The following is a 25,163-nucleotide window of genomic DNA, read 5'->3' on the forward strand; positions in this document are numbered from 1 at the left end:
TTCTTATTCTTAATTACAGTCTGGTTATTCTAAACCAAGATCTCGTGTCATGTTCTCATTTTTCTCACGATGCACGATAATATTGTCTTCGATGCGAATCCCACCAAAAGGTTTCAGCTCTGTAACTTTATCCCAATTAACCATGGCGTGACGTTCTGTACCAACTAAATCGCCAAGAAGTGAATCAATGAAGTACAAACCAGGCTCAACGGTAAACACCATATCTGCTTCAATTGTACGAGTTGTTCGTAAAAAAGGGTGCTGTTTTGGCGAGGCAATGTGCGTGCCGCGCTCATCAGCCATAAAGCCGCCAATGTCGTGAACTTGCAATCCTAAGTGATGACCCAGACCATGTGGGAAAAACGTACTTGTTAAACCGCTTTCAACCGCTGTATCTGCACTTACATTGGTAATTCCAAACTCTTTTAGTATTGCGCCAATGTGTTGGTGCGTTTGAATGTGCAAATCAACGTAGCTGCCACCTGGTTTTAAAGCGTTACCCATCTTAACGGTAACATCATCCAATGATTTTATAATATCACTGAACTGATTCTGCTCTTTTGTATAAGTACGAGTAATATCAGCTGCATAGCCATTGCATTGCGCGCCAGCGTCAATTAAGAAGCTACGATGTTGTTTAGGGGCCGCGCGGTCAAAGTGGGTGTAGTGCAAAATGGCTGCATTTTCGTTTAACGCGACAATATTGCCATAAGGTGTATCATTTTCCATCTGCTGACTTGCAGCTAAGTAAGCTTGCTGAATTGAGTACTCTGAACCACCAGCTAAGAACTCATTTTTTGCCGCATTATGAGACAGCACGGCTAATCGGTTTGCTTCACGTAAACAATGTTTTTCATAATCCGATTTATAAGCTCTGTGGTAGTGAACAAAATTAACAACTGGCTCAGGATTAATATGCCCAAAGTTTAGTGCTTTAGCAACGTCTACATATTCGCCTAAATACGCAAAATTAGCTTTGTCATACGGCAGTAACTTTTCTACTTCTGAAGGGTTTTTCAGATATTCAATATCAAAACATTCGGTCCAATACTCTGTCGGTTCATCTGGTACTTTATGCCAAAAGTCGACTGGACGATAAAATATGAGTTTAGGCTTGTCAGTGCCATTTACAATCAACCAACAATGAGGATTATCAATAACAGGAACCCAAGCCTTAAACTGAGGGCTAGGCTTAAATGGGTAGTACATATCGTCTAAGAATTGACGCATAGGCTGACCACTATGAATGACAATTCCGTCTAAACGCTCTTTTTGTACAATGTCTTTTGTTAACGCCTGCAAACGTTCAATATGAGCTGGATATGTCGCCGCTAAGTTATTCATTAGTGTCATTTTCTATACTCCTATTTGTATGTAGTTAGGAGTGTAACACCGATATTTTGATACATTAAGCGCAGTCGTTAAATTTCCGGTTCAACCGTTAGACTTGTGATGTCAGCTGTAATACTTGTCTCTTCGTTCAGAAGATGCTGGTAAACTTGTTTATATGCAACCACCGCCTTTACATAATTCCTTGTTTCTTTATACGGTATTGACTCTATCCAAGCGTCAGCATTTATTGATGTTTCTGGTAACCACTTTTTAACTCTATTAAAGCCCGCATTGTATGATGCGGCGGCCAACACTAGATTTTGATCCGTTTTTGACAACAACTTCTCAAGATACGATGTGGCATACAATAAATTAGTATCTGGCTCGAACAAGTCGTACTTAGAGATACGCTGACGAGCCACTACTGAGGCAGTTGCAGGTTTGATTTGCATTAAACCGGCGGCTCCCGCTGATGAAAAAGCATCTTCAATGAAAGAACTTTCTCTACGAATAATCGCGTATATGAGACTCGCGGGTAAATCACTATTCAACGCATGCTTCTGAATAATATCTTGAAATGCCAAAGGAAAACGCAGTTCTACGTCATTTAAGTAATCAACTTTTGATAAGGTAAATATTGGTCTGTCTACCCAGCCAGACTCGGCGGCCAACTCAGCGGCTGCCAACATCAAATCATCAGGTAAATCGCTGACTAAGTAGTTCCACTCTTGTCTCGCTCGTAAAAGAGAATTATTGTTGAACAATGCTAACGCTCGTTGAAATGTGGGGTGGTTTTCGATTTGAGCTTTTACCGAAGCTTCAATTTCTAGCGGTTCGTGTCGCATTTTAAGTTTTTGGTCTAACGCAGATGCTGCCATAAAACCATAATAATCTCGGCGTTCTGCTAGTTCGCTTAATAATCGAGTTGCGTACTGCAGGTTACCTATTTCCATTTCTGATCGTGCCCGCCAAAAAACAACCGCTGGATCGACTTGAAACAATTCCGGTAATTGATTAACTGTAGTTAACACGATATTCCAGTTGTTGGTTGCTAACGCTCTTGCTAATCGCCACTGCTTAACACTTTCATCAACAATGTCGTCAGGTAGTTTATTTAAAAGCGTTAGTGAAATGGGCGATTTATTCACGGCCAATGCAACCGCTACCGTTTTATCAATATAAACGCTACCATCAACCTTTGAAAACACTGACTTTCCACTAACCACCCACCACTTATAAAAACGCTCAGGGTTTGCAAACGCTAACTTACTGGCTTGTGTGAGTAAAATTCCTAATTCATCTTTGTTTTTCAACAAAAAGAACCCTCGCTGATAAATTGAGTTAGGGTTAGACGCTGCTTTAATCCACAAGTCACTCAGATATTTTTTATGATCGGGCAAATATCGTTTTAAATAACGCACTAAATTAAAGTTTTTAGATAATGCCGCCAACTCTATTCGTTTCAAAACGATGTCACTCGTTACTAAGTTGCTGTCAAACCACTTGTTAAAAACACCATCACACTGTTTCGGTAACGACTTGTTAGACACCCAAATATTTACGATCTCATTATGCAAACTTGTTACCTTTGCATTGCCGTCAAGTTGCCAACTCAAATACTGGCAATCTAAAGTAAGATCTTTTCCGTACCGAAAGGCATCGAAAAACGCGTCACGGTAATTGTTATTGGCTAAATAATACAGCCACTTAACCTCTAGAGTGGTGGTAAACGGTGCACCTTTATATTCATTAATAAATTCATTGATGACCGCTTTTTTATCAATACTTAATGTTTTACTTAAATAAGAAGCCTTCGCATAAGGGAATAAAGGATGCGAGTTAAAGTGGTTTACAAGGCGTAAGTATTCGTCAGTATTACCTGACGATGCGATGTCTTCAAACTCCTCAAAAAGAAGTTCGGGTGTATAATTTATGTTCTCGCTGCTCGCTTTGTTTGTAGCACCTGCAAACAGTGGTGCTGATATAAAAAGAACAATACAAGCAAAGCTTTTTTTACCGAGTTTTACAGCCATGAACAATCACCAAAGATGTACTGAGTATTTTAGTCTAAACTAACTTAACAAAAATCGTTGAGTGTTTGACCTTATTTTTAATATTCTTTGAGCAAATATTAATTTGTGCACTTTTCCTTACATGCCTATTTAAGGAAAAACATTGATTTTTGCGGTATTTAAGGCGACACTCACAAGACAATATCAACTGGTCGTACCATTTAATTTTGGGAGTACAACAATGATTTTTAAAGGCCAAACTGTCAATGTAACTATGGGTGAGCATGGAATTGCCCACTTTACATTCGATGCCCCTGGTTCAGTCAACAAGTTTGATCAACAAACTATTCAAGACTGTAAAGATGCAACAAAAGCGATTAATGAAGACAGCTCAATCAAAGCAGTGTTGTTCCGTTCTGCTAAATCAGCCTTCATTGTGGGTGCTGACATTACTGAGTTTTTAGACACGTTTAAACAAGACGAAAACATTCTTGTAGATTGGGTAAAGTCTAGCTCTGACATGTTTGACGGCATCGAAGACATCAAAGTCCCAACACTAACGGCGATTTCTGGGTTTGCGTTAGGTGGTGGTTTTGAACTTTGTCTAGCAACTGACTTCCGTGTTGTAGACGAAACTGCACAAGTTGGTTTACCAGAAAACAACTTAGGCTTAATTCCAGGTTTTGGTGGTACGGTTCGTTTACCACGAGTTATTGGACCTGATAATGCTCTTGAGTGGATTACATCTGCCCGTCCTAAAAAGCCAAAAGATGCGCTTAAAATGGGTGCGGTAGACGCGTTCACTAGCAACGATAAGATTATTGATGTAGCAACGTCTATGTTGTTACAAGCGATTGAAGGCAAACTAGATTGGCAAGCTCGCCGAGCTCAAAAACTAGCACCTATTCAATTTAGCCCTACTGAATTAGAAAATGCTGTGACTGTTGCCAAAACAATGGTAATGGCAAAAGCGGGTAAACATTACCCAGCTCCAGTTGCGGCAGTTGACAGTGTGTATGAATCTGCGGGTATGACCCGTGACGAAGCGATGCGTGTTGAAAACCGTTACTTTGCAAAATTAGCTAAAACCGATGCGGCGACGGCCATGATTGGTAATTTCATGAATGACCAATATGTTAAAGGTTTAGCGAAAAAGGCGGGTAAAGTTAATACCCACGAAGTTAAGCAAGCTGCCGTATTGGGCGCTGGCATCATGGGTGGCGGCATCGCTTACCAGTCTGCGTCTAAAGGTACACCTATTGTGATGAAAGACATCGCACAAGGCGCGCTTGATCAAGGTATGGCAGAAGCATCTAAAATACTAAACAAAAAGTTAGCTAAAGGCCGAATTGACGGTGTTAAATTAGCGACAACGCTAAACAACATTCAGCCATCATTGAGCAACGAGTCATTAAAGTCAGCTGATTTTATTATTGAAGCCGTTGTTGAAAACCCGAATGTAAAAGCCTCTGTTCTTGCTGAAGTAGAAGGCTTAGTTGAAGATAACGCCATCATTACTTCAAACACGTCAACAATTTCTATTAATCGTTTGGCGAAAAGCCTTAAGCGTCCAGAAAACTTCTGTGGTATGCACTTCTTCAACCCAGTGCCATTAATGCAGTTAGTAGAAGTTATCCGCGGCGAAAACACATCTGATGCCACTATTGCAGCTACTGTTGCATATGCGACTAAGATGGGTAAAACGGCAATTGTAGTTAACGACTGTGCTGGTTTCTTCGTAAACCGCGTATTGTTCCCTTACTTCGCAGGTTTCAGCTTATTACTTAACGACGGCGCACACTTTGCGCAAGTTGATAAAGTAATGGAACGTGAGTTTGGCTGGCCAATGGGTCCTGCGATGTTATTAGACGTTGTTGGTATTGATACTGCTGATCATTGTACTGACGTTATGGCTGAAGCCTTCCCAACTAGAATGCAAAAGCTAGCAAAAGACCCTATTTCTGTTCTTTACGGCAACAAAATGTTTGGTCAAAAGAACGGTAAAGGCTTTTACGAGCACTCTAAAGACAAGCGCGGACGTCCTCAAAAGCAAATTAAAGATGAAACACTATCTTTATTGGGTGACGTTGCTGCAATGGACAAAGAGTTTGACAAAGCAGACATCATTGACCGCTTAATGATCCCTATGATTAACGAAACGATTCGTTGTCTTGAGGAAGGTATTGTTGCCTCTCCTTCTGAAGCTGATATGGCGCTTTTATACGGCATTGGTTTCCCTCCATTCCGCGGCGGTGTATTCCGTTACGTTGATACGGTAGGTCTTGCTAACTTTGTAGCTAAAGCTGATAAGTACAAAGATCTAGGCGAAATTTATCATGTAACTGATAAAACTCGTCAAATGGCTGAAGCTGGTCAAACTTTTTACGGCACATACACAGGTAAGTAGGAGCGAATAAAATGAAAAATGTAGTGATTATAGATTGCGTTCGTACTGCAATGGCAAAAGCCAGAAATGGTATGTTCGAAAATGTACGTGCTGAAGACTTATCAGCGGCAGTAATGAAGTCTTTGCTAGAGCGTAACCCAAAGGTTAACCCAGCAGAGCTTGATGATGTAATCTGGGGTTGTGTAATGCAAACTCTAGAGCAAGGTTTTAACGTAGGCCGTCAAGCTGCTTTATTGGCCGGTATTCCAACTTCTGTGCCTGCAGTTACGGTTAACCGTTTATGTGGTTCATCTATGCAAGCTTTGCATGATGCTGCAAACAAGATCATGGCGGATCAAGGCGACATGTTTATCATTGGTGGTGTTGAGCACATGACTCACGTTCCAATGACACATGGCTTAGATTTCCACCCAGGATTAAACTTAAACACAGCACAAGCTGCAGGTTCAATGGGCCTAACAGCTGAAGCGCTTGCTCGCAAGCACGGTATTACCCGTGAGCAACAAGATGAGTTTGGTGTTCGTTCACACCGTTTAGCTTATGAAGCTTCTCTAGAAGGTCGTTTTGCTAATGAAATCATTGCTGTTGAAGGCCATGACGAAAACGGTGCATTAACCATGTGCGATTACGACGAAGTTATTCGTCCACAAACCACTATGGAAACTGTTTCACCACTTCGTCCAGTGTTTAACCCGGTAAATGGTACAGTAACAGCTGCGACATCTTCAGCTTTATCTAACGGTGCCTCTGGCATGTTAGTGATGAGCGAAGAAAAAGCCAATGAGCTTGGTCTTAAGTATCGCGCTAAGATTAAAGCAATGGGTGTGTCTGGCTGTGAGCCTTCAACTATGGGTTGGGGTCCAGTTCCTGCTACTGAGAAAGCGCTTAAACGTGCCAACATTGATATTCAAGATATAGGTCAATTTGAATTAAATGAAGCATTCGCTGCTCAGGCATTGTCAGTTGTTAAAGGCTTAGGCATTGAAAATCGTATGGATGATATTAATCCAAACGGTGGTGCTATTGCACTCGGTCACCCATTAGGTTGTTCAGGCTCTCGTATTTCGACGACTCTGATTAACAACATGGAAAGAGCTGACGCTAAGTATGGTCTTGCGACAATGTGTATCGGCTTTGGTCAAGGTATTGCGACTATTTTTGAACGTCCATAACCTCAACTAACATCATGAAACTAAAGTGCAATGGGGATGATTCATTGCACTTTTTTTTTATCGCTATAAAATCCCATTCATCTTTTGTTACATTTAGCTATTAATAACTATTTTAGCTAGAACCATTAGAGACATAGTTATGATAGAAACGGATAAGATCCTAGATGCTTTAGGCCTGCGTTGTCCAGAGCCAGTAATGATGATTCGAAAAGAAGTTCGTAGCATGGCCATAGGGGAAACTCTGTTAGTAAAAGCCGACGACCCTGCTACAGTGAGAGATATTCCATCTTTTTGTCGCTTTATGGGGCATGAACTTATCGAGCAAAATATTGACGAAACCCCTTTTATTTTTGTTTTAAAAAAGGGAACATAAATAAAGGCATTTTAAAGGATTTCTCGTAATGCAAAAAAAGCATGAAAAGTGGCATCGCTATATAAACACAGATAATGTGCAGAACGTGGAACAAGTTCGCCAGAACACTTCGTTATTGGCAATGATTTCATTGGCTATTGTAGTTTTATCTGGACTACTTATTGCTAATTACGATAAATACTCGCCTTTCCTGTCGTCGTCTCTTGCCGGAACACTGATTCTGGTTTTAATAAGTGCGTTTTTGTTTTACTTAACGTCCTTTAAACAACTCGGCAGAATTGTACTTTGCACTGGCGTATTGATATTTAATGCTTGTTTAATTTACTCAGGTGGAACCGAGAACACCGCTTTATATTGGGTAATGTATTACCCCCTTATTGTCTACTCTATTATGGGTCCCAAATGGGGTTCGTACTTCTCCGGCGCTTTTGTTGTGATGAGTTTTTATATGTTATATACAGACGGTATCGTAATAGCCAGCTATGGTGACGCTGAGAAGAGTCGCTTTTTACTTTCTGCATTAGTCATCATTATATTTTCTTTTATTAACGAATATTATCGTTATCAAAGCCATTCAAAAATTGAGACGGTTTCCATCAAGCACAAACAAGATGCAAATACTGACGCACTTACAGATATTCCGAATCGACGTTTTTTAGAAGCGTCGTACTTTCCATATTTAAAGACCAACGCAGGCCTACTGTTGCCAGCTTCATTAATAATGACGGATATAGATCATTTTAAAGTAATAAATGATACTTATGGACACGATGTTGGCGATAAAGCCATCGTACATGCTGTTAATGTAATTAAAAAAGCATTGCGGAATACTGACGTTCTGTGCCGTGTTGGCGGTGAAGAGTTTTTAATTTGTATACCTCAAATGGGTATCGATAAGGCAACAAAGATAGCCGAAAAAATTAGGGTCTCATTGCAGGAGACACCTCTCATTTTAGAAGATGGTAAGCCATTAACTATCCGAAGTAGTTTTGGCGTTTCAGAAATCACAAGTAGCGATGACTTTAGTACCGCTATAAAGTCTGCAGACGACAGGCTGTATAAAGCTAAAGAACAAGGCCGAAATAGAGTTGTTGCATTCTAACGTTATCATTAAATAAGTTTATAGCTCATTAATTAATAGTCGATTAATAACTAAGTTAGTAAAGTAATTTCCAGCTTAATCGTGTCTAATTTTCTGTGATGGTGATACTGACGATTTGCCCTTGTACAAGATCAAGGGTAAATGTGTAACTGCCCTTCTTTTTTGGAAATAATGTAAAAGCGTTTGTAAGTGGCATTAAGCGATCGTTATTTTTTTTCGACGTGCAAGTTAATAACCGTGTTTCATTTAACTTTATCTCTTTATTCGTTCCTTCGGAAACACCACAGTTCCGGCCAACAGACCAAGCCTTATCAGCAATTTTAATATTATAGGGTTTACCGTCATTTTGAATCTCTGCCACAACTTTGGCTTTTCCATCCTCAAACGTTTTAAACTCATACTTTGCCTGTGCTTCCCACCAAGAAAATTCAGAACGCAAATAAATTCCAGTTGAGTCCTTTTGTGCATGATTTGCACAACTTGATAGCAGCATAGTGACAATAATTATGAATGTGTTTTTCATTTTATTTCTCGTTTGATAATGACTATTTTGGTGTTTGCCATGTTTTTACTAATCCATTTAATATTAGGCAATTATTAGCTGTCATAATACGAAGCAATATTGAGGCCAAATACCCAAGTAAAAAAAAGCCCAGTGTTTAAACTGGGCTTTCATATCAAATGTAAGGCTATAAAACTGAAATATCAGCCGTGTGCATAAACAAAGACTGTAAACGCCCCAGAATCGCATAACGGTTGTTTTTAATAGCTTCGTTTTCATCATTAACCATTACATTTTCAAAAAACGAATCAATTTCTGTTTGTAATGCGGCTAACGCCGTTAATCCTTTGCTATAATCGCCGTTAGTAAAATCAGCTTCAACACCTGGGGCGATAGCTGTTATTTTACTTACGAGTTGTTTTTCTGCATCTTCAGAAAGTAATGTTTCATTTATTGCATCAAAACTCGTCTTTGCGTTTTTATTCAATATGTTATTTACACGTTTGTTTGCTGCAGCTAACGCTTTTGCTTCAGGCAATTTAGAAAACTCGACTACCGCTTTTAGGCGTTTATCAAAGTCTAATGCAGAGGTAGGCTTTTTAACTTCAACAGCTCTTATAACTTCAACGGTTACACCGTGATCACGATAGTGCGCCTCGAAACGGCCTAACATGAAATCAAACACATCATTTATAACATTGGTATTTGTTAACTTATTGCCAAATAACGTTGATGAGAATGTAGCAAGATCTTTAAAATCTAGAACGAGTTCTTTCTCTATCATGATACGAATAATACCAATCGCTGCGCGACGCAATGCGAATGGATCCTTATCACCCTTAGGAAATTGGCCGATTCCAAAAATACCCACTAACGTGTCAAATTTGTCTGCTAAGGCAACCGCACATGCTTCTAGTGATGTCGGTAATTCATCACCAGCGAAACGTGGTAAATACTGCTGGTATAACGCGTCCGCAACTACTGGGCTTTCACCGTCATTTAGTGCGTAGTATTTACCCATCACACCTTGTATGTCGGTAAACTCCATAACAACTTCTGTCATTAGATCAGTTTTTGCTAACAAACCCGCTCTCTTAGCATGATCGGTATTAGCATTAATTTGCGTTGCGATATAACCCGCCAGTTCCGAAATACGTTCTGACTTTTCTTTTAATGTTCCAAGTTGCTTTTGAAACAAAACACTCTCTAAGCTGCTAAGTCTAGATTCAAGGGTCTTTTTCTTGTCAGTATTGTAAAAGAATTCAGCATCTGCCAATCGAGGACGAATTACTTTTTCATTTCCTTCGATAACAGCACTTGGTTGCTTACTCTCAATGTTACTTATAAATAAAAACTTCGGTAACAAACTTCCGTTTTCGTCTAACATAGGAAAGTACTTTTGGTCGTCCTTCATTGTATAAATTAAGGCTTCTTGTGGTACTTCTAAAAACTTGTTTTCAAATGTTCCAACTAATGCAACTGGCCATTCAACTAATGATGTAACTTCATCTAACAAATCGACGTCGTCTTTAACAACAGCATTATTAACCTCACATATTTGTGCGATTTGAGTTTTAATTGCGGTTTGACGCTCATTAAAATCAACCATTACATAAGCTTGCTTTAGCTCTTCTACATAACTATCAGCATTAGTAATGGTGACTTTGCCACGATGATGAAATCTATGACCTTGCGATTGATTTGAAGATGTAAGACCAAGTACCTCAATTGGAATTACTTTGTTACCGAACATAGTAATTAGTGTATGCACTGGACGTATGAATTCTGAATCACTTGAACCCCAACGCATTGGTTTAGGGATCGGCAGCTGTTTTAACGCTGCTTTAACAAATCCTTCTAGTAAATCGTTTAGCGTTTTTCCTGGTACCACAGCTTTGTGAAGTAACCATTCGCCTTTGTCAGTCGATAACCTAGTCGCTTCAGAGATATCGATTCCACAACCCCTTGCCCAGCCGAGGGCAGCTTTTGTAGCATTACCGTCTGCATCAAACGCTGCGGATGTCGCTGGACCACGTTTTTCTACTGATTTGTCAGCTTGATTAAATTCTAAATTTGTTACTCGGATAGCTAATCTTCTTGGGGCTGCTAGCCATTCTATATTGTCAAAGCTTAACTCTGCTTGCTTAAGCTGTGCTTCAAAGCCATCTTTAAAGCTTACCGCTAGTTTCTTGAGGGCTTTTGGTGGTAGTTCTTCCGTACCTAGTTCTATTAAAAAATTATCTTTCATATTAATGCCCTACTATTTTGAAACTTGATCGCTACACATTGGGAAACCTAATGCCTCACGAGCATCATAATATGCTTGTGCAACGGCTTTTGATAAAGCTCGAACTCGTAAGATATAGCGCTGACGTTCAGTTACGGATATCGCATGGCGAGCGTCTAACATGTTGAATGCGTGTGACGCTTTCATTACTTGCTCATACGCCGGTAAAGGTAAACTTTTTTCAATTAGTAGCTGACTTGCTTTTTCGGCATCATCAAACTCTTTAAAAAGTGTATCTACGTCCGCATATTCGAAGTTGTAGGTTGATTGTTCAACTTCATTTTGGTGGAAAACATCGCCATAAGTTACTTTGCCCATAGGGCCGTCAGTCCAAACTAAGTCATAGATGCTATCTACGCCTTGTAAGTACATAGCTAAACGCTCTAAACCATATGTTATTTCGCCAGTAACTGGTTTGCATTCAAGTCCACCAACTTGTTGGAAGTAGGTAAACTGTGTTACTTCCATTCCATTTAGCCAAACTTCCCAGCCAAGCCCCCAAGCACCGAGTGTTGGTGACTCCCAGTTGTCTTCTACGAAACGAATATCATGGACTAGAGTATCGATACCTAGCTCTTCTAAAGAGCCAAGGTACAGCTCTTGGATATTGGCTGGCGATGGTTTTAACATTACTTGAAACTGGTAATAATGTTGCAAACGATTAGGGTTTTCGCCATATCGACCATCTGTCGGTCTACGACACGGTTGAACATAAGCCGAACTTATTGGCTCAGGCCCCAACGAGCGTAAAAACGTCATAGGATGGAACGTTCCGGCCCCAACAGGTAAATCCAAAGGCTGGATTATTACACAGCCTTGTCTGGCCCAATATTCTTGTAACGCCAATATTAGACCTTGGAATGTATCGATATTATATTTGCTCATGATTTATCTTTACCAATTTTACTTTGTCGTAAAAGTTCAAACTCTTAAATAAATAAAGCCTAGCAGTTTAGAACGACTAGGCTTCTTAAATTAATGTAAAAGTTACACGTCTAAGTTAGCAACTTTAAGAGCGTTCTGATCAATAAACGCTCGTCTAGGTTCAACATGATCGCCCATCAGTGTTGTAAACAGCTGGTCACAACCAATTGCATCTTCAATTGTAACTTGCAGCATACGACGTGATTCTGGATCCATTGTTGTTTCCCAAAGTTGCTCTGGATTCATTTCTCCCAGACCTTTATAGCGCTGAATGTATAAGCCACGCTTCGATTCTTTCATTAGCCAGTCTACGGCCATTCCGAAATCGTCTACAGGGAAACGTTTTTCACCACGGCTTACGTAAGCGCCGTCTTCCAATAAATCAATATTGATTTCGCCAACAGAACTTATTTCTTTAAACTCTGTAGAGTTAATAAAGTCTTTTGTAAGTGTATAGTCTCGGTCTACACCATGCTGACGAACACGGATTGTTGGAACCCAAATATTACGCTCTTCATCGCGGTTGATAACAGCATTATAGATTACTGACTCTGTTTCTTTATCGTTAAGATATTTAACAAATGACTCTAGCCAGTCAGTAATGTTTGCTTCGTCCTTCAACTGGTCATCCGTCAACGGACGGAAGAACATTAGGTTACGTAATATTTCTATATTAATTTTTTTCTTAAGCCTAGAAATACCGTTTTCAGCTTTGTGATACTGTTTGATTAACTTTTCTAATTCAACACCGTTTATTGCCGGCGCATCTTGATTTACATGAAGCGTAGCTCCCTCAAGTGCAAGTGTTGTTAAGTATTCAGTCAATACTTCATCATCTTTAATATAGCGCTCTTGCTTACCTTTTTTAACTTTATATAACGGTGGTTGCGCAATATAAATATAACCACGCTCTACAAGCTCAGGCATTTGACGATAGAAAAATGTAAGTAAAAGAGTTCGTATATGCGATCCATCGACGTCGGCATCGGTCATGATAATGATATTGTGGTAACGCAATTTTTCAGGATTATATTCGTCTCGACCTATACCACAACCGAGAGCTGTTATAAGTGTTCCAACTTCCTGAGAAGAAATCATTTTATCAAAACGCGCTTTTTCAACGTTAAGAATTTTACCTTTTAGAGGCAATATTGCTTGGTTTTTACGATTGCGACCTTGTTTCGCAGAACCACCGGCCGAGTCACCCTCCACTATATATAGTTCAGATTTTGACGGGTCTTTTTCTTGGCAATCGGCAAGCTTACCAGGCAAGCCTGCTATGTCTAATGCACCTTTTCGGCGTGTCATCTCACGGGCTTTTCTTGCAGCTTCTCGCGCTCTCGCCGCATCCACTATTTTCATAATGATGTTTTTAGCAACCGCCGGGTTCTCAATTAGGTATTCACCTAACTTTTCACCCATTGCTTGTTCGACTGCCGATTTAACTTCTGAAGAGACTAATTTATCTTTTGTTTGAGAAGAAAATTTAGGATCTGGTACTTTTACAGAAATTACAGCCGTTAAACCTTCTCTTGCGTCATCACCACTAGCAGAAACATCTACAGAGCTTTTTCCTTTGCCTTTGTTCAGACCTTCAGATGTCATGTAGTTGTTCAGCGTACGAGTTAATGCGCCGCGGAATCCACTTAAATGAGTTCCACCATCTCGCTGAGGAATATTATTTGTAAAACATAAAATGTGCTCTTTATAAGAGTCATTCCATTGCATCGCAACTTCAACAACGATGCCGTCATCTTTTTCTAATGAGAAGTAGAAGATCTCTTCATTAACAGAGTTTTTATTCTGATTTAAATATTCTACAAAGGCTTTGATACCGCCTTCAAAGAAGAAGTGTTCTTTCTTATCTTCGTCACGCTCATCCATAATACGAATTGAAACGCCAGAGTTTAAGAAAGAAAGCTCTCGTATACGTTTAACCAATATATCAAAGTGGAAAGTCACATCTGAAAATATTGATGCACTAGGCCAAAAACGAACTTCAGTACCAGTTTCGGTTGCTTCACCAACTACTGCTAGAGGCTCTACAGGCTCACCTAAATGATATTCTTGTTCATGTACTTTGCCATCACGACGAACGGTCAAAACAAGCTTGTCACTTAATGCGTTTACAACTGAAACACCAACACCATGAAGGCCACCAGATACTTTATATCCAGAGTCTTCTCCACCGAATTTACCACCGGCGTGAAGAACGGTCATGATCACTTCCGCAGCTGATACACCTTCTTCAGGGTGAATTTCTGTCGGGATTCCACGACCGTTATCTCGAACAGAAACAGATCCATCCAAGTGAATTTTTACAACTATATCGCTACAGTGGCCGGCTAAGGCTTCATCAATAGAGTTATCTAGTATTTCAAACACCATGTGGTGTAGGCCAGAACCATCATCAGTATCACCGATGTACATTCCAGGACGTTTTCGAACTGCATCAAGGCCTTTTAAGACTTTAATACTAGACGAACCATATTCATTTTCTACGGACATAACTGCTCCATATTCTCTGGTTTAATTGCTCCATGTTCCACGTGGAACACATTCACAGAATTAGTATATTTTTTAAATTCCATTGCTATTTTACTTTCTATCCCTGTTACAAATACTTGAGCTTCAGAATTTAACAACATCTCAAGCATTGTTTCACGCGTAAACTCATCTACTTCCGAAGGCAAGTCATCAATCAAAAGTAACATATTTTTGTTACTTATGTTTTTTACCAACCTAACCATCCCGACTTCCAGTAAGTAAAACAACATTTTACTTTGGCCACGAGATAGCATATTTGTAATATCTTCACCGTTTTGGGTAAAGAGTATATCGGCCTTGCTTGGGCCGAAACCTACTTGTCTATATTTCTGATCCTTAAATATTTGCGTTCTTATCGCATTATCTAAGTCATCTGTTGCATCAAAAATTTTCGATTTATATTTAATTTCTATAGCTTTCAGTAATTCTACTGTTTCTTGATTTTGTAACGAACTAGTCAATTCATTAAGCATTGGCTGCAGTAGGCTTACTATAAATTGGTTTCGATAGTCTTCTACTTTCGCTGCGCTATTAACCAAACCTTTATACCAAAACACAAGTTCTCTCTGGTCCGCGTTACCCGTTTTTAATAACGCGTTTATTTGCTTCTGCTGCTTTTGATAGTCTGACCAACACTTTTGATATTCATGTTCCACGTGGAACAACCCAAAATCTAAAAAACCTCGGCGAGCTTTGGGACTACTAAAAAACACGTCAAAACTTTCTGGTGTTATTAGTTGAACTGGAAATAATGACGTGCCTTCTGACAACCTATTAAGAATCTCGCCATCAAGCTTTAATCGACTATTTCCTTTTTCGTCTAGATCAAGACCTAAACGGTGTTCACCATTTTGTTCTAATAGAGCAGCAACTGCTAAATAACTTTCATCGACATTGATTAAATGATTTCGTTTATTACTTCTAAAAGACCTTGCTCTACTTAAAAAATAAAGAGCCTCAAGTAAACTCGTTTTACCGCTTCCATTCTTACCGTAAAAACAGTTAACGCTAGCGCTTGTATCAATTGATATGTTTTTTAAGTTTCTAAACCCAACAACATTTACTTTTTTTACAAGCATTAAAATAACGAGCCTAAAGCTTCATTGGCATAACGACATACAAACTTGAAGCGTCGTCAAAACCTTCAATTAACGCACTACTATTTGCGTCAGCCAGCATAATTTTAACCGTATCAGTATTAATGTTGTTTAATACGTCAATAATATAAGAAACGTTAAAGCCTATTTCTAAATCGCCGCCTGCGTAATCTACTAACGCAGTTTCCTCTGCTTGTTCTTGTTCAGGATTATTTGCGCTAACCAATAATTCACCGTGACTTAGGTTTAAACGCACACCTTTGAACTTTTCGTTAGACAAAATAGAAACTCGTTGAAAGACATCTTTAAGCATATTCTTATCTGCAACGATAGTCTTATCGCCACCTTGAGGTAATACACGACGATAATCAGGAAAACGACCGTCAACAAGCTTACTAGTGAAAACAAATTGCTTATCAATGATTCTTATATGATTATTACCAAGGTGAATTTGTAATAGCTCATCATTGTCTTCAACTAAGCGTAAAATCTCTAAAACAGCTTTACGAGGGACAATCACTTGTTTCTGCTCTTTTACCCCAACGGCTATTGGCTGCTGGGCTAATGCCAGACGATGACCATCTGTAGCAACGGTTCGAATAACATCAGACTCTAGCTCAAAAGACATACCATTTAGATAATAACGAACATCTTGGTTTGCCATAGAAAAGTTGATACGCTCAATTAGAGCTCTTAGCGTATGTCTTGATATTTCTATCTGGTCGTCCGATTGCCACTCTTCTAAATTTGGGTAATCACTTGCTGGAAGAGTTGATAAGCTGAACCTACTCTTACCTGATTTAACGACCGCCGAATGGCCATCTACTTTTAATTCAATTTCCGCATCACCTGGAAGTGATCGGCAAATATCAAATAACTTCTTAGCTGGTATTGTAATAGCACCCGCTTGAATAACGTTATCTGCTGTCGTTGACGCCACCAATTCTACTTCCATATCCGTACCAGTAAATTTTACGGAATCTAACGACGCTTCAATTAGCACATTAGAAAGAATAGGAAGCGTATGCTTACGCTCAATAGCACCAGAAACCATAGTTAAAGGTTTTAACAATGAATCTTTACTTATAATAAAATGCATTTATCCATTCCCCACTATGACGACAAAATTCGCATTAAGTTTTGCACGTCTTCTTTTATCTCGTGACTTTCTTCTTTTAATTCTTTTATTTTACGACAAGCGTGAAGCACGGTCGTATGATCTCGCCCACCAAAGGCGTCGCCAATTTCAGGTAAGCTATGATTTGTTAATTCTTTTGCCAAAGACATAGCAATTTGTCTTGGTCTTGCTACAGAGCGACTGCGGCGTTTTGACAAAATATCCGCCACTCGTATTTTGAAGTATTCAGCAACGGTTTTTTGAATGTTATCTATTGTTACCAATTTATCTTGAAGGGCAAGTAAATCCCGCAACGCTTCTTTAACAAAATCAATAGTAATTGGTCGACCGGTAAAATTAGCATTAGCTATTACTCGGTTCAATGCGCCTTCAAGCTCTCGTACATTTGAACGCAACCTTTTGGCAATGAAAAACGCGACCTCTTCAGGTAACTTAACTTTGCTCTGATGTGCTTTTTTCATCAGAATTGCCACTCGAGTTTCTAATTCAGGCGGTTCAATTGGCACGTTTAATCCCCATCCAAAACGACTTTTAAGTCGATCTTCAACACCATCTATCTCTTTAGGGTACCGATCCGACGTTAAAATTATCTGCTTGTTTCCTTCCAACAATGCATTGAAGGTATGGAAAAACTCTTCTTGGCTACGATCTTTTTTAGCAAAGAATTGAATATCATCTATCAGTAGTGCGTCTAACCCGCGATAGTAACGCTTGAACTCTTCAATCGCATTATTTTGCAGTGCTTTAACCATATCCTGAACAAAACGCTCTGAATGCATATATACAACTTTAGCGTCTTTCTTATTCTGGATGATCCCATTGCCAACGGCGTGCAATAAGTGAGTTTTACCTAAACCTGTTCCGCCGTATAGGAATAATGGATTGTATGCGCCACCTGGATTATCAGCTACTTGCATTGCGGCCGCTCTAGCTAACTGGTTACTGTTACCTTCAACAAAGCTATCGAATGTATAAGAGTCATTAATATTTGAGCGAAATACAGCCTTAGGTCTTGCAGCCTCTTGCTGAACAGAAGTTGGAGACGGACTAGACGACGAAGGTACACTCTGCTGCTGAGTTCTATTAACGTTACTTGTCGCAGCTGCGTGTGAAATAGTTTGTGGTTGTGTATTAACTTTTGAGCCAACATCGAAGTTCAAACTAGGCGCTGGAGAACCGTCACTATATTGAACAAGAAGTTCATTAATACGATTCATATATTTATCTCTTACCCAATCTAATACAAAACGATTAGGTGCGTACAGGGTAATTAACTGTTCTGAACTGTGGAGTTGCAGAGGCCTAATCCACATATTGAATTGTTGTTGAGACAACTCTTGTTCTAAAACCTGTAGGCAATTTTGCCAAAGAGACTGATACACTGAATATCCTATTATGATGTCCGGTTATAATTAATACACTTTGTAAAAGCGCACCGGCTATTATGCCTTAATTTTATCCACAAACTCAACCAACAATGAGCATTAAAACAGTATTAAATTTAACTAAATATTAATCACTGTGTTGGTGGTGTAATTGCGTCCCTAATAATCACGTTTTAAAGCAAAAAGACGGATGAATTAGACGACTTTTACGTTTCATTTAAAACAATGTTATCCACATTTTTTTCTTATTTGCACCTCGTATTGTGAATAAAATATGAACTTAAAAATTAATAGATCATTTTCATTGACTAAAAGAGGATCAATCTATATTATTCGGCGTCCTTTTTTGGGGCCCTGCAGGGGTCGCGACCTGCGGGATAATTTGTAGTAATAACCGATCGGATGGATTTAATATGAAACGTACATTTCAACCTAGCGTACTAAAACGTAAACGTACACACGGTTTCCGTGCTCGTATGGCAACTAAAAACGGCCGTGCTGTTCTAGCTCGTCGTCGTGCGAAGGGACGTAAAGTTCTTTCTAAGTAAAAAGTGGATAACTTCACTTTTACAAGGGAGTTACGTTTAGTAACTCCCTCGCACTTTTCCCGCATATTTGACCGCCCGGTCAAAGCTGTTTCAGACCACTTTACACTTCTTGCTAAATATAACGATTTAACACACCCTCGTGTTGGACTTGTTGTTGCCAAAAAGAAAGAAAAAACTGCCGTTGGTCGAAATCGTATTAAGCGTATAGCACGAGAAAGTTTTCGTTTAAATCAACACGCATTGCCAAATATTGATATAGTAGTCATTGCTCGAGATGGTATCGGCAAAGTTGACAACGAGAAACTAAATAAACAGCTGAATAAATTATGGAAAAAAATCGCGCTCCGTTGCGAACAATCCTTAAAAAAATAGTCCGTGGCTACCAAGTCCTTATTAGTCCTTGGTTCCCGGCTAAATGCCGTTTTTATCCTAGTTGTTCAGAATACACTATTGAAGCATTAGATAAGCATGGATCTGCAAAAGGTTCTTGGTTAAGTGCCAAACGTATTCTAAAATGCCACCCTTTTAGTGATGGTGGATTTGATCCAGTACCAAACTCAACATCAATTAACACAGAAAATAAAGAGAAGTAAGCGCTATGGAATCGCAACGTTCGTTCTTAGTTATTGGTTTAGCCTTGGTTAGCTTTTTGCTATTCCAACAATGGCAAGTCGATTACAACACGCCAGTACCTCAGCAAACATCGCCTGAGAATACACAAGTCATAACTGATAATGGTATGCCTAAAGCTAGTGTAAATAACACTTCTGCTGATTTACCTGAGTCAGACACGGCACCAGTAACCGAAGTTGCAAAAGTAGCTTCTACACAGCTGATAAAAGTTACGACTGATGCTCTAGAGGTTTTAATCGACCCTCGAGGTGGTGACGTTGTTTCAGCCGTGTTACTCGAATATGACCGTACACATTTGTCTGAAGAAAAGTTTGTACTACTACAACAAACCCCTGCTTATGTTGCAATGTCAGGTTTAGTTGGCGCTCAAGGTCCAGATGCTTCAACAGATGGCCGTCCAGTTTATAGTGCAACTCAACAAGAGTGGCTATTACAAGACAATAGCTTGGTAGTGCCGTTAACATTTACATCTAAAGACGGTTTGTCTGTTGTTAAAACATTTACTTTTAAACGTGCAAAACACTCGGTAGATGTCTCGTTTAAAGTAACAAATAACAATTCAACAGTTGCTCAGGTTCAACCTTTTTATCAGCTAAAACAAGATATCGTTGAACACGAAGGTAGCATGATGATGCCGACTTATCGTGGTGGTGTTTACTCAACTGCGGACGAAGCCTACGACAAATACGACTTTGACGACATGGCCGATGAGCGCTTAAACAAAAATACGCTTGGCGGTTGGGTTGGTATGATCCAACATTACTTTGTTAGTGCTTGGGTTCCAGCACAAACGGATCAAAACAATATTTACTCTCGCGTAATTAATAATGGTGGCGCTGCAATCATTGGCGTTAAGTCACCTGCTATTAGTATTCAACCAGGTCAAACAATAGAAACAAACTCAACGTTGTTTGCAGGTCCAAAGAACCAAGAAGAATTAAGTCAAATTCACGACACTCTTGATTTAACAGTTGATTACGGTTTTTTATGGTTTATTAGTCAAATTCTTTTCTCTGGTTTAGCGTTTATATATGGCGTAGTTGGTAACTGGGGTATCGCAATTATTATCATCACTATTGTCGTGAAAATGATCCTTTATCCACTGACGAAAAAGCAATACGAGTCGATGGCTAAAATGCGAGCTTTACAACCAAAAATGGAACAACTAAAACAACGTTTTGGTGATGACCGTCAGAAGTTTGGTCAAGCAACCATGGAACTTTATCGTAAAGAAAAAGTGAATCCGATGGGTGGTTGTTTACCTCTGTTACTACAAATGCCAATCCTGTTGGCATTGTATTGGGTATTCCTAGAAAGTGTTGAACTCCGTCATGCGCCGTTTGGCTTGTGGATCACAGACTTATCAGCAAAAGACCCGTACTTTGTATTGCCAATTCTATTTGGTGCATCAATGTTCTTAATGCAGAAGTTATCTCCAACGCCATCAGCTGATCCGATGCAACAAAAAATGATGACCTGGATGCCAGTATTATTCTCGGTATTCTTTTTGTGGTTCCCATCAGGTCTAGTTTTATACTGGTTTGTTTCTAACTTAATTTCTATTATTCAGATGTTAGTTATATACAAAAATATAGATAAAAAAGCGGCTGCCAAAAAAGGCTAACCCCTTAACCTGAAAAATAAAGTACAATTAAAGGCGGCCTGAGGGTCGCCTTTTTCAATTTAAACGCAACAGAGACCAGATATGACCAGCCCATTTGAAAACAATGACACAATTGCAGCTCAAGCAACCGCACCTGGAAAAGGAGGTGTAGGTATTATTCGCGTATCTGGACCAAAAGCAAAAGACATTGCAGCTCATATTGTTGGTCGTTGTCCTGAGCCTCGTCAAGCTGAGTATATGTCTTTCAAGTCTTCAGACGGCACAACGCTTGATCAAGGCATCGTGTTATTTTTTAAAGGACCAAACTCCTTTACTGGTGAAGACGTTGTTGAGTTCCAAGGCCACGGCGGTCCAATTGTTATTGATCTCATTTTACAAGAAATCACAAAGATAGATGGATTAAGGTTAGCTAGAGCGGGTGAGTTTAGTGAACGTGCGTTCTTAAATGACAAAATTGACTTAACTCAAGCTGAAGCCATTGCCGACTTAATTGAAAGCAACTCTGTACAAGCGGCTAAATCAGCGCTTCAATCTCTGCAAGGCGAGTTTTCTAACAAAATAAACAGCCTTGTTGAAAAAATGATTCAACTGCGGATTTATGTAGAAGCAGCCATTGATTTTCCAGATGAAGAAATCGACTTTTTATCTGACGGAAAAGTAGCGAATGATCTTGATGGCATAATCGACTATTTAGACTCGGTAAAACATCAGGCCCAGCAAGGGGCAATTATTCGTGAAGGAATGAAAGTCGTTATTGCAGGCAGGCCTAATGCAGGTAAGTCTTCATTACTTAATGCGCTATCAGGTAAAGACAGTGCGATTGTCACTGACATCGCAGGAACCACCAGAGACGTATTAAAAGAACATATCCACATCGATGGTATGCCGTTACATATTATCGATACAGCAGGCCTTAGAGAAAGCCCTGATACCGTTGAACAAATTGGTATTGAGCGAGCATGGCAAGAAATTAATGATGCCGACAAAGTATTGTTAATGGTTGATGCAACAAGTGGAGAGAATATAGATCCAAATGATATTTGGCCTGAGTTTATGGATAAGCTTCCAGAAAATATGCCTCTTAGTATCATCCGAAATAAAATTGACCTAATTGGTGAAAGCACTTCTCAAGTAACAGAGATTAACGATATTCCGGTCATTTCTATTTCAGCTCAGCAACAGCTTGGTATTGAAGAACTGAAACAACATTTAAAAGCGGCAATGGGTTTTCAAGGAAGTACGGAAGGTACCTTTATGGCTCGTAGAAGACACCTTGACGCATTAAACAAAGCCTACTCACACTTACTTCAAGGAAAAGAACAACTTCATTCATTTATTGCCGGTGAAATTTTGGCAGAAGAATTAAGAATCGCTCAACAACACCTCAATGAAATTACCGGTGAATTTAGCTCAGATGATTTATTAGGCAGAATATTTAGTTCGTTCTGCATAGGTAAATAGGTAAATAGAAGAATAACCATGATTAAGATTATAGTTGGCACAGAAACCGGCACCGCAGAATATGTCGCAGATGAAGTTTTAGAGCTGTTAAATGAACATGATTTAAATGCTGAAGTGATTGATCAACTATCGGACTTACCGCTGTCCGATAAGGAAACCTTGCTTATTTGCACGTCAACACATGGTGCTGGTGACGTTCCAAACAATTTAAAGAACTTTGAGAAGTGGCTAAAAACGGCCCCAAACTTAGAGAGTAAAAAGTTTGCGGTTATTGGCTTAGGGGACTCCAGTTACGATACGTTCTGTCAAGCAGCTATATCATTAGATGAATTGTTATCTAGCGCAAACGCAACCCGTATGTTTGCACCAATTTTAGCGGACGCGATGTCTGATGAACTTCCAGAAGACATCATTCTTCCTTTATTAAAAGTTCAATTGGATAAATTAGCTTAAACATAACTATCTTCAATTTTGCGTCTTCATTAAAGATAGCGTCAATGTAATGAGCAGCGATACATAAAGCACATCACTGCTCGTTTTTTTATACTACCTTACCTAGTTTGCAGTTAAATCAATCTGGTAAAACGCAAGTCCATCTTTATTAACTCGAACCGGATTCGTAATAGTAATCGCGTTAATATTTTCCGATACTTTTTGTGCTTTTAAAGACGGCGAAGAGGTAAAAAAGACATCTAATTTGGCCAAAGTTTTAATTGGTTTAAAACGCCAGTTACTATCTGGAAGCGCCTTAATACCGGCTCCTTTATTCATATTAGATTGGGCTTGAATATAACTTCTTAATACAGTTCTGTTTTCGTCTGGTCCTTCAAACGTCTCTCTTGAAACTCCATCTATATTTGGAAACTTGCCCCCACCAGATGCTCTGTAATTATTAGTGACCACAAGAAACTCACCGTCTAGATTAATTGGAATCCCTTTATATTTAAGATTTACAATACGATGAGCTGATTTGTTTTGAAGATGCCCTTCTGTGTTATAGCGAGAAGGCTGCGTGATATCAATTTCATAAGTAACACCATCAATGACATCAAAATCAAAACTAGGAAACGAATCATTTAACAAATACTGAGGTTCTGAAGATGTTGGGTCTATCTGATTAAACTGACCTGCTGAACGCTCTAGCCATTCCTTTACATCTTGTCCTGTTAGTTTTATTACTCTAATTGTATTTGGAAACACATATAAGCTAACAACATCTAATAACGAGACCTTTCCTGCTTCAATATAAGTAAAGTCCTCAGAGCCGTTCCTACCTGCTCTAAATGGTGCTGCTGCAGATAAAACAGGCAGGCCATCAAGCTCAGTTCCTAATATAAAACGTTTACCCCAGTCTATTTGGGCGTTAGCTACAATTTGAATTGAAGGATCATCCTGCACCAAAGAGAAATAACTATTAATAGGATGTGCAAGTTCAGCAAAAGATTCTGATATCCACTTTATGGTAGCTTCATGCTCTGCCTTAATAGCTTCAGAAACTGCTTTATCAGCTTCAGCAAGATCAACAAAAGTATCATTTCGTTTTGAACCACTAGCGATTGCTCTGACAGAAACAGTAGACTCCTTGATAGACCATTGGCCGTTATCGCTTAACGTTAACTCTAAATCAATTAAACCTAGGTGATTACCAAAAAAGCCCGGCATAACAGCAGGAACACCATTGAGTTTACCAGTTTTATTATTTATACCTAAATGCTCAAAACCATCAAAAGTAGGATCGCCCGGAAACAATCGATGATGATGTCCAAACAAAATAGCATCAATGCCAGGGACTTTAGATAACATCAAGGCAACATTCTCTGCACCTTCTTTATGATCTTGCATCGACAAACCAGAGTGAGGAATAGCGATGACAATGTCCGCGCCTTTAGCTTTCATTTCTGGAACAAATTTTTGTGCTGTTTTTATGATGTCTTCTGCAAATACTTTTCCTTCAAGATGACTTTTATCCCATTGCATTATTTGAGGAGGAACAAAGCCAATGTAACCAATATTGATGTCATAAGTATGACCATTGCCATCATCCAACGTTTTAGCCTTTATAAGGTATGGCAAGAAAGTGTTAACTACTTCATCGTTTTTACTTTTCTCATAAACGTTTGCGCTTATATAAGGGAAGTTTGCACCTTCGATAGAGGCTTTTAAGAACTCAAGACCAAAGTTAAACTCATGATTACCAATATTTGCTACATCGTAATTCATTAAATTCATCGCTTTAAAAGCAACATGTGTATCGCCGGCCAATATGCTATCTCTACGAATTTGCGCTTCATAATCACCAAGAGGGCTATTCTGCAATAGATCACCATTATCAATTAAAACAGAATTGAGCACTTCTGATCGTGCCTCTTTGATCAAAGTTGCCGTGTTAACAAAACCTATCGATTCCGTCTTTGTTTTTCTAAAATAGTCATAATTAGCGAAGTACATATGGATATCTGTAGTCTCCATAATACGTAAAGTTAAAGTTGGAGACACCTCTTCCTTAGCAGGTTCTGGTACTGAGCAGGCTGCTATAAAAAGAATAAAAACCAGAGAAACTGACTTAAAAGAAAAATATAATTGCATAAAACCGATTATCCAAATAACAAATTAGACCTA

At 39.2% G+C, this 25,163-nt stretch carries 20 protein-coding genes; 10 read left to right on the forward strand and 10 right to left on the reverse strand.

Going from position 1 to position 25,163, the window contains the following annotated elements:
- Positions 1 to 24 precede the first annotated feature (24 nt).
- Positions 25 to 1,344 (reverse strand): Xaa-Pro dipeptidase, encoded by a 1,320-nt coding sequence (pepQ, locus tag J9318_RS01335; RefSeq protein ID WP_210562321.1) that lies wholly within the window; start codon positions 1,342 to 1,344, stop codon positions 25 to 27.
- Positions 1,345 to 1,421: 77 nt separating this feature from the next.
- Positions 1,422 to 3,365: a lytic transglycosylase domain-containing protein gene (locus J9318_RS01340; RefSeq protein WP_210560724.1), complete on the reverse strand. Its 1,944-nt coding sequence runs from the start codon at positions 3,363 to 3,365 to the stop codon at positions 1,422 to 1,424.
- A 220-nt stretch (positions 3,366 to 3,585) separates the two neighbouring features.
- Between J9318_RS01340 and fadB the strand changes: the two genes are divergently transcribed.
- From fadB to J9318_RS01360, 4 genes are all read left to right on the forward strand, one after another.
- Positions 3,586 to 5,751 (forward strand): fatty acid oxidation complex subunit alpha FadB, encoded by a 2,166-nt coding sequence (gene fadB / locus J9318_RS01345; protein ID WP_210560725.1) that lies wholly within the window; start codon positions 3,586 to 3,588, stop codon positions 5,749 to 5,751.
- Positions 5,752 to 5,762: 11 nt separating this feature from the next.
- On the forward strand, positions 5,763 to 6,923 hold the full coding sequence (gene fadA / locus J9318_RS01350; protein WP_210560726.1) for an acetyl-CoA C-acyltransferase FadA: 1,161 nt from the start codon (positions 5,763 to 5,765) through the stop codon (positions 6,921 to 6,923).
- A 139-nt stretch (positions 6,924 to 7,062) separates the two neighbouring features.
- Positions 7,063 to 7,296 (forward strand): sulfurtransferase TusA, encoded by a 234-nt coding sequence (gene tusA, locus J9318_RS01355; RefSeq protein WP_210560727.1) that lies wholly within the window; start codon positions 7,063 to 7,065, stop codon positions 7,294 to 7,296.
- A 28-nt stretch (positions 7,297 to 7,324) separates the two neighbouring features.
- Positions 7,325 to 8,398: a GGDEF domain-containing protein gene (locus J9318_RS01360; protein ID WP_210560728.1), complete on the forward strand. Its 1,074-nt coding sequence runs from the start codon at positions 7,325 to 7,327 to the stop codon at positions 8,396 to 8,398.
- 85 nt (positions 8,399 to 8,483) lie between these two features.
- Here J9318_RS01360 and J9318_RS01365 read toward each other — a convergent pair whose 3' ends face one another.
- The 7 genes from J9318_RS01365 to dnaA form a co-directional block, all read right to left on the reverse strand.
- A complete protein-coding gene (locus J9318_RS01365; RefSeq protein ID WP_210560729.1) occupies positions 8,484 to 8,921 on the reverse strand; it encodes a hypothetical protein in 438 nt (145 codons plus the stop codon).
- Between the two features lie 166 nt (positions 8,922 to 9,087).
- A complete protein-coding gene (gene glyS / locus J9318_RS01370; protein WP_210560730.1) occupies positions 9,088 to 11,148 on the reverse strand; it encodes a glycine--tRNA ligase subunit beta in 2,061 nt (686 codons plus the stop codon).
- 12 nt (positions 11,149 to 11,160) lie between these two features.
- Positions 11,161 to 12,072, reverse strand: coding sequence for a glycine--tRNA ligase subunit alpha (gene glyQ, locus J9318_RS01375; RefSeq protein ID WP_210560731.1), 912 nt, complete (start codon positions 12,070 to 12,072; stop codon positions 11,161 to 11,163).
- A gap of 102 nt (positions 12,073 to 12,174) precedes the next feature.
- Positions 12,175 to 14,619 carry a DNA topoisomerase (ATP-hydrolyzing) subunit B gene (gyrB, locus tag J9318_RS01380; protein ID WP_210560732.1) on the reverse strand — a complete coding sequence of 815 codons (2,445 nt, stop codon included), beginning with the start codon at positions 14,617 to 14,619 and terminating at the stop codon, positions 12,175 to 12,177.
- Positions 14,610 to 15,737, reverse strand: coding sequence for a DNA replication/repair protein RecF (gene recF / locus J9318_RS01385; RefSeq protein WP_210560733.1), 1,128 nt, complete (start codon positions 15,735 to 15,737; stop codon positions 14,610 to 14,612). Before recF ends, gyrB begins: the two co-directional genes overlap by 10 nt.
- A gap of 13 nt (positions 15,738 to 15,750) precedes the next feature.
- Positions 15,751 to 16,854 carry a DNA polymerase III subunit beta gene (dnaN, locus tag J9318_RS01390; RefSeq protein ID WP_210560734.1) on the reverse strand — a complete coding sequence of 368 codons (1,104 nt, stop codon included), beginning with the start codon at positions 16,852 to 16,854 and terminating at the stop codon, positions 15,751 to 15,753.
- Between the two features lie 14 nt (positions 16,855 to 16,868).
- Positions 16,869 to 18,275 (reverse strand): chromosomal replication initiator protein DnaA, encoded by a 1,407-nt coding sequence (gene dnaA, locus J9318_RS01395; RefSeq protein WP_210560735.1) that lies wholly within the window; start codon positions 18,273 to 18,275, stop codon positions 16,869 to 16,871.
- Between the two features lie 416 nt (positions 18,276 to 18,691).
- Here dnaA and rpmH point away from each other — a divergent pair, with 416 nt between their 5' ends.
- The 6 genes from rpmH (at position 18,692) to J9318_RS01425 (ending at position 22,997) form a co-directional block, all read left to right on the forward strand.
- A complete protein-coding gene (gene rpmH / locus J9318_RS01400; RefSeq protein ID WP_155696850.1) occupies positions 18,692 to 18,826 on the forward strand; it encodes a 50S ribosomal protein L34 in 135 nt (44 codons plus the stop codon).
- Between the two features lie 3 nt (positions 18,827 to 18,829).
- Positions 18,830 to 19,198, forward strand: coding sequence for a ribonuclease P protein component (rnpA, locus tag J9318_RS01405; protein WP_210560736.1), 369 nt, complete (start codon positions 18,830 to 18,832; stop codon positions 19,196 to 19,198).
- Positions 19,153 to 19,419 (forward strand): membrane protein insertion efficiency factor YidD, encoded by a 267-nt coding sequence (gene yidD / locus J9318_RS01410; RefSeq protein WP_210560737.1) that lies wholly within the window; start codon positions 19,153 to 19,155, stop codon positions 19,417 to 19,419. The genes rnpA and yidD overlap by 46 nt, the downstream gene beginning before the upstream one ends.
- A gap of 5 nt (positions 19,420 to 19,424) precedes the next feature.
- Positions 19,425 to 21,083: a membrane protein insertase YidC gene (yidC, locus tag J9318_RS01415; protein ID WP_210560738.1), complete on the forward strand. Its 1,659-nt coding sequence runs from the start codon at positions 19,425 to 19,427 to the stop codon at positions 21,081 to 21,083.
- Between the two features lie 81 nt (positions 21,084 to 21,164).
- The gene (mnmE, locus tag J9318_RS01420; RefSeq protein ID WP_210560739.1) at positions 21,165 to 22,544 is read left to right on the forward strand and encodes a tRNA uridine-5-carboxymethylaminomethyl(34) synthesis GTPase MnmE; all 1,380 of its coding nucleotides are present in this window, start codon (positions 21,165 to 21,167) and stop codon (positions 22,542 to 22,544) included.
- Between the two features lie 18 nt (positions 22,545 to 22,562).
- Complete coding sequence (locus J9318_RS01425) at positions 22,563 to 22,997, forward strand: flavodoxin domain-containing protein (RefSeq protein ID WP_210560740.1); 435 nt, start codon at positions 22,563 to 22,565, stop codon at positions 22,995 to 22,997.
- 102 nt (positions 22,998 to 23,099) lie between these two features.
- On the opposite strand, the gene J9318_RS01430 is transcribed toward J9318_RS01425, so the two are convergent.
- Entirely contained in the window at positions 23,100 to 25,130 is a 2,031-nt protein-coding gene (locus J9318_RS01430; protein WP_210560741.1) for a bifunctional 2',3'-cyclic-nucleotide 2'-phosphodiesterase/3'-nucleotidase, read from the reverse strand.
- Positions 25,131 to 25,163 lie beyond the last annotated feature (33 nt).

It is taken from the genome of Psychrosphaera aestuarii (assembly GCF_017948405.1).
Lineage (GTDB): Bacteria > Pseudomonadota > Gammaproteobacteria > Enterobacterales > Alteromonadaceae > Psychrosphaera > Psychrosphaera aestuarii.

Excerpts from the sequence above, each read along its gene's own strand:
- yidD (WP_210560737.1), top strand. The coding sequence starts at position 19,153 with ATGGAAAAAAATCGCGCTCCGTTGCGAACAATCCTTAAAAAAATAGTC.
- mnmE (WP_210560739.1), top strand. The coding sequence starts at position 21,165 with ATGACCAGCCCATTTGAAAACAATGACACAATTGCAGCTCAAGCAACC.
- J9318_RS01365 (WP_210560729.1), bottom strand. The coding sequence starts at position 8,921 with ATGAAAAACACATTCATAATTATTGTCACTATGCTGCTATCAAGTTGT.
- recF (WP_210560733.1), bottom strand. The coding sequence starts at position 15,737 with ATGCTTGTAAAAAAAGTAAATGTTGTTGGGTTTAGAAACTTAAAAAAC.
- fadA (WP_210560726.1), top strand. The coding sequence starts at position 5,763 with ATGAAAAATGTAGTGATTATAGATTGCGTTCGTACTGCAATGGCAAAA.
- gyrB (WP_210560732.1), bottom strand. The coding sequence starts at position 14,619 with ATGTCCGTAGAAAATGAATATGGTTCGTCTAGTATTAAAGTCTTAAAA.
- glyQ (WP_210560731.1), bottom strand. The coding sequence starts at position 12,072 with ATGAGCAAATATAATATCGATACATTCCAAGGTCTAATATTGGCGTTA.
- pepQ (WP_210562321.1), bottom strand. The coding sequence starts at position 1,344 with ATGAATAACTTAGCGGCGACATATCCAGCTCATATTGAACGTTTGCAG.
- J9318_RS01430 (WP_210560741.1), bottom strand. The coding sequence starts at position 25,130 with ATGCAATTATATTTTTCTTTTAAGTCAGTTTCTCTGGTTTTTATTCTT.
- J9318_RS01360 (WP_210560728.1), top strand. The coding sequence starts at position 7,325 with ATGCAAAAAAAGCATGAAAAGTGGCATCGCTATATAAACACAGATAAT.
- J9318_RS01425 (WP_210560740.1), top strand. The coding sequence starts at position 22,563 with ATGATTAAGATTATAGTTGGCACAGAAACCGGCACCGCAGAATATGTC.
- tusA (WP_210560727.1), top strand. The coding sequence starts at position 7,063 with ATGATAGAAACGGATAAGATCCTAGATGCTTTAGGCCTGCGTTGTCCA.
- glyS (WP_210560730.1), bottom strand. The coding sequence starts at position 11,148 with ATGAAAGATAATTTTTTAATAGAACTAGGTACGGAAGAACTACCACCA.
- J9318_RS01340 (WP_210560724.1), bottom strand. The coding sequence starts at position 3,365 with ATGGCTGTAAAACTCGGTAAAAAAAGCTTTGCTTGTATTGTTCTTTTT.
- dnaN (WP_210560734.1), bottom strand. The coding sequence starts at position 16,854 with ATGCATTTTATTATAAGTAAAGATTCATTGTTAAAACCTTTAACTATG.
- yidC (WP_210560738.1), top strand. The coding sequence starts at position 19,425 with ATGGAATCGCAACGTTCGTTCTTAGTTATTGGTTTAGCCTTGGTTAGC.
- rpmH (WP_155696850.1), top strand. The coding sequence starts at position 18,692 with ATGAAACGTACATTTCAACCTAGCGTACTAAAACGTAAACGTACACAC.
- fadB (WP_210560725.1), top strand. The coding sequence starts at position 3,586 with ATGATTTTTAAAGGCCAAACTGTCAATGTAACTATGGGTGAGCATGGA.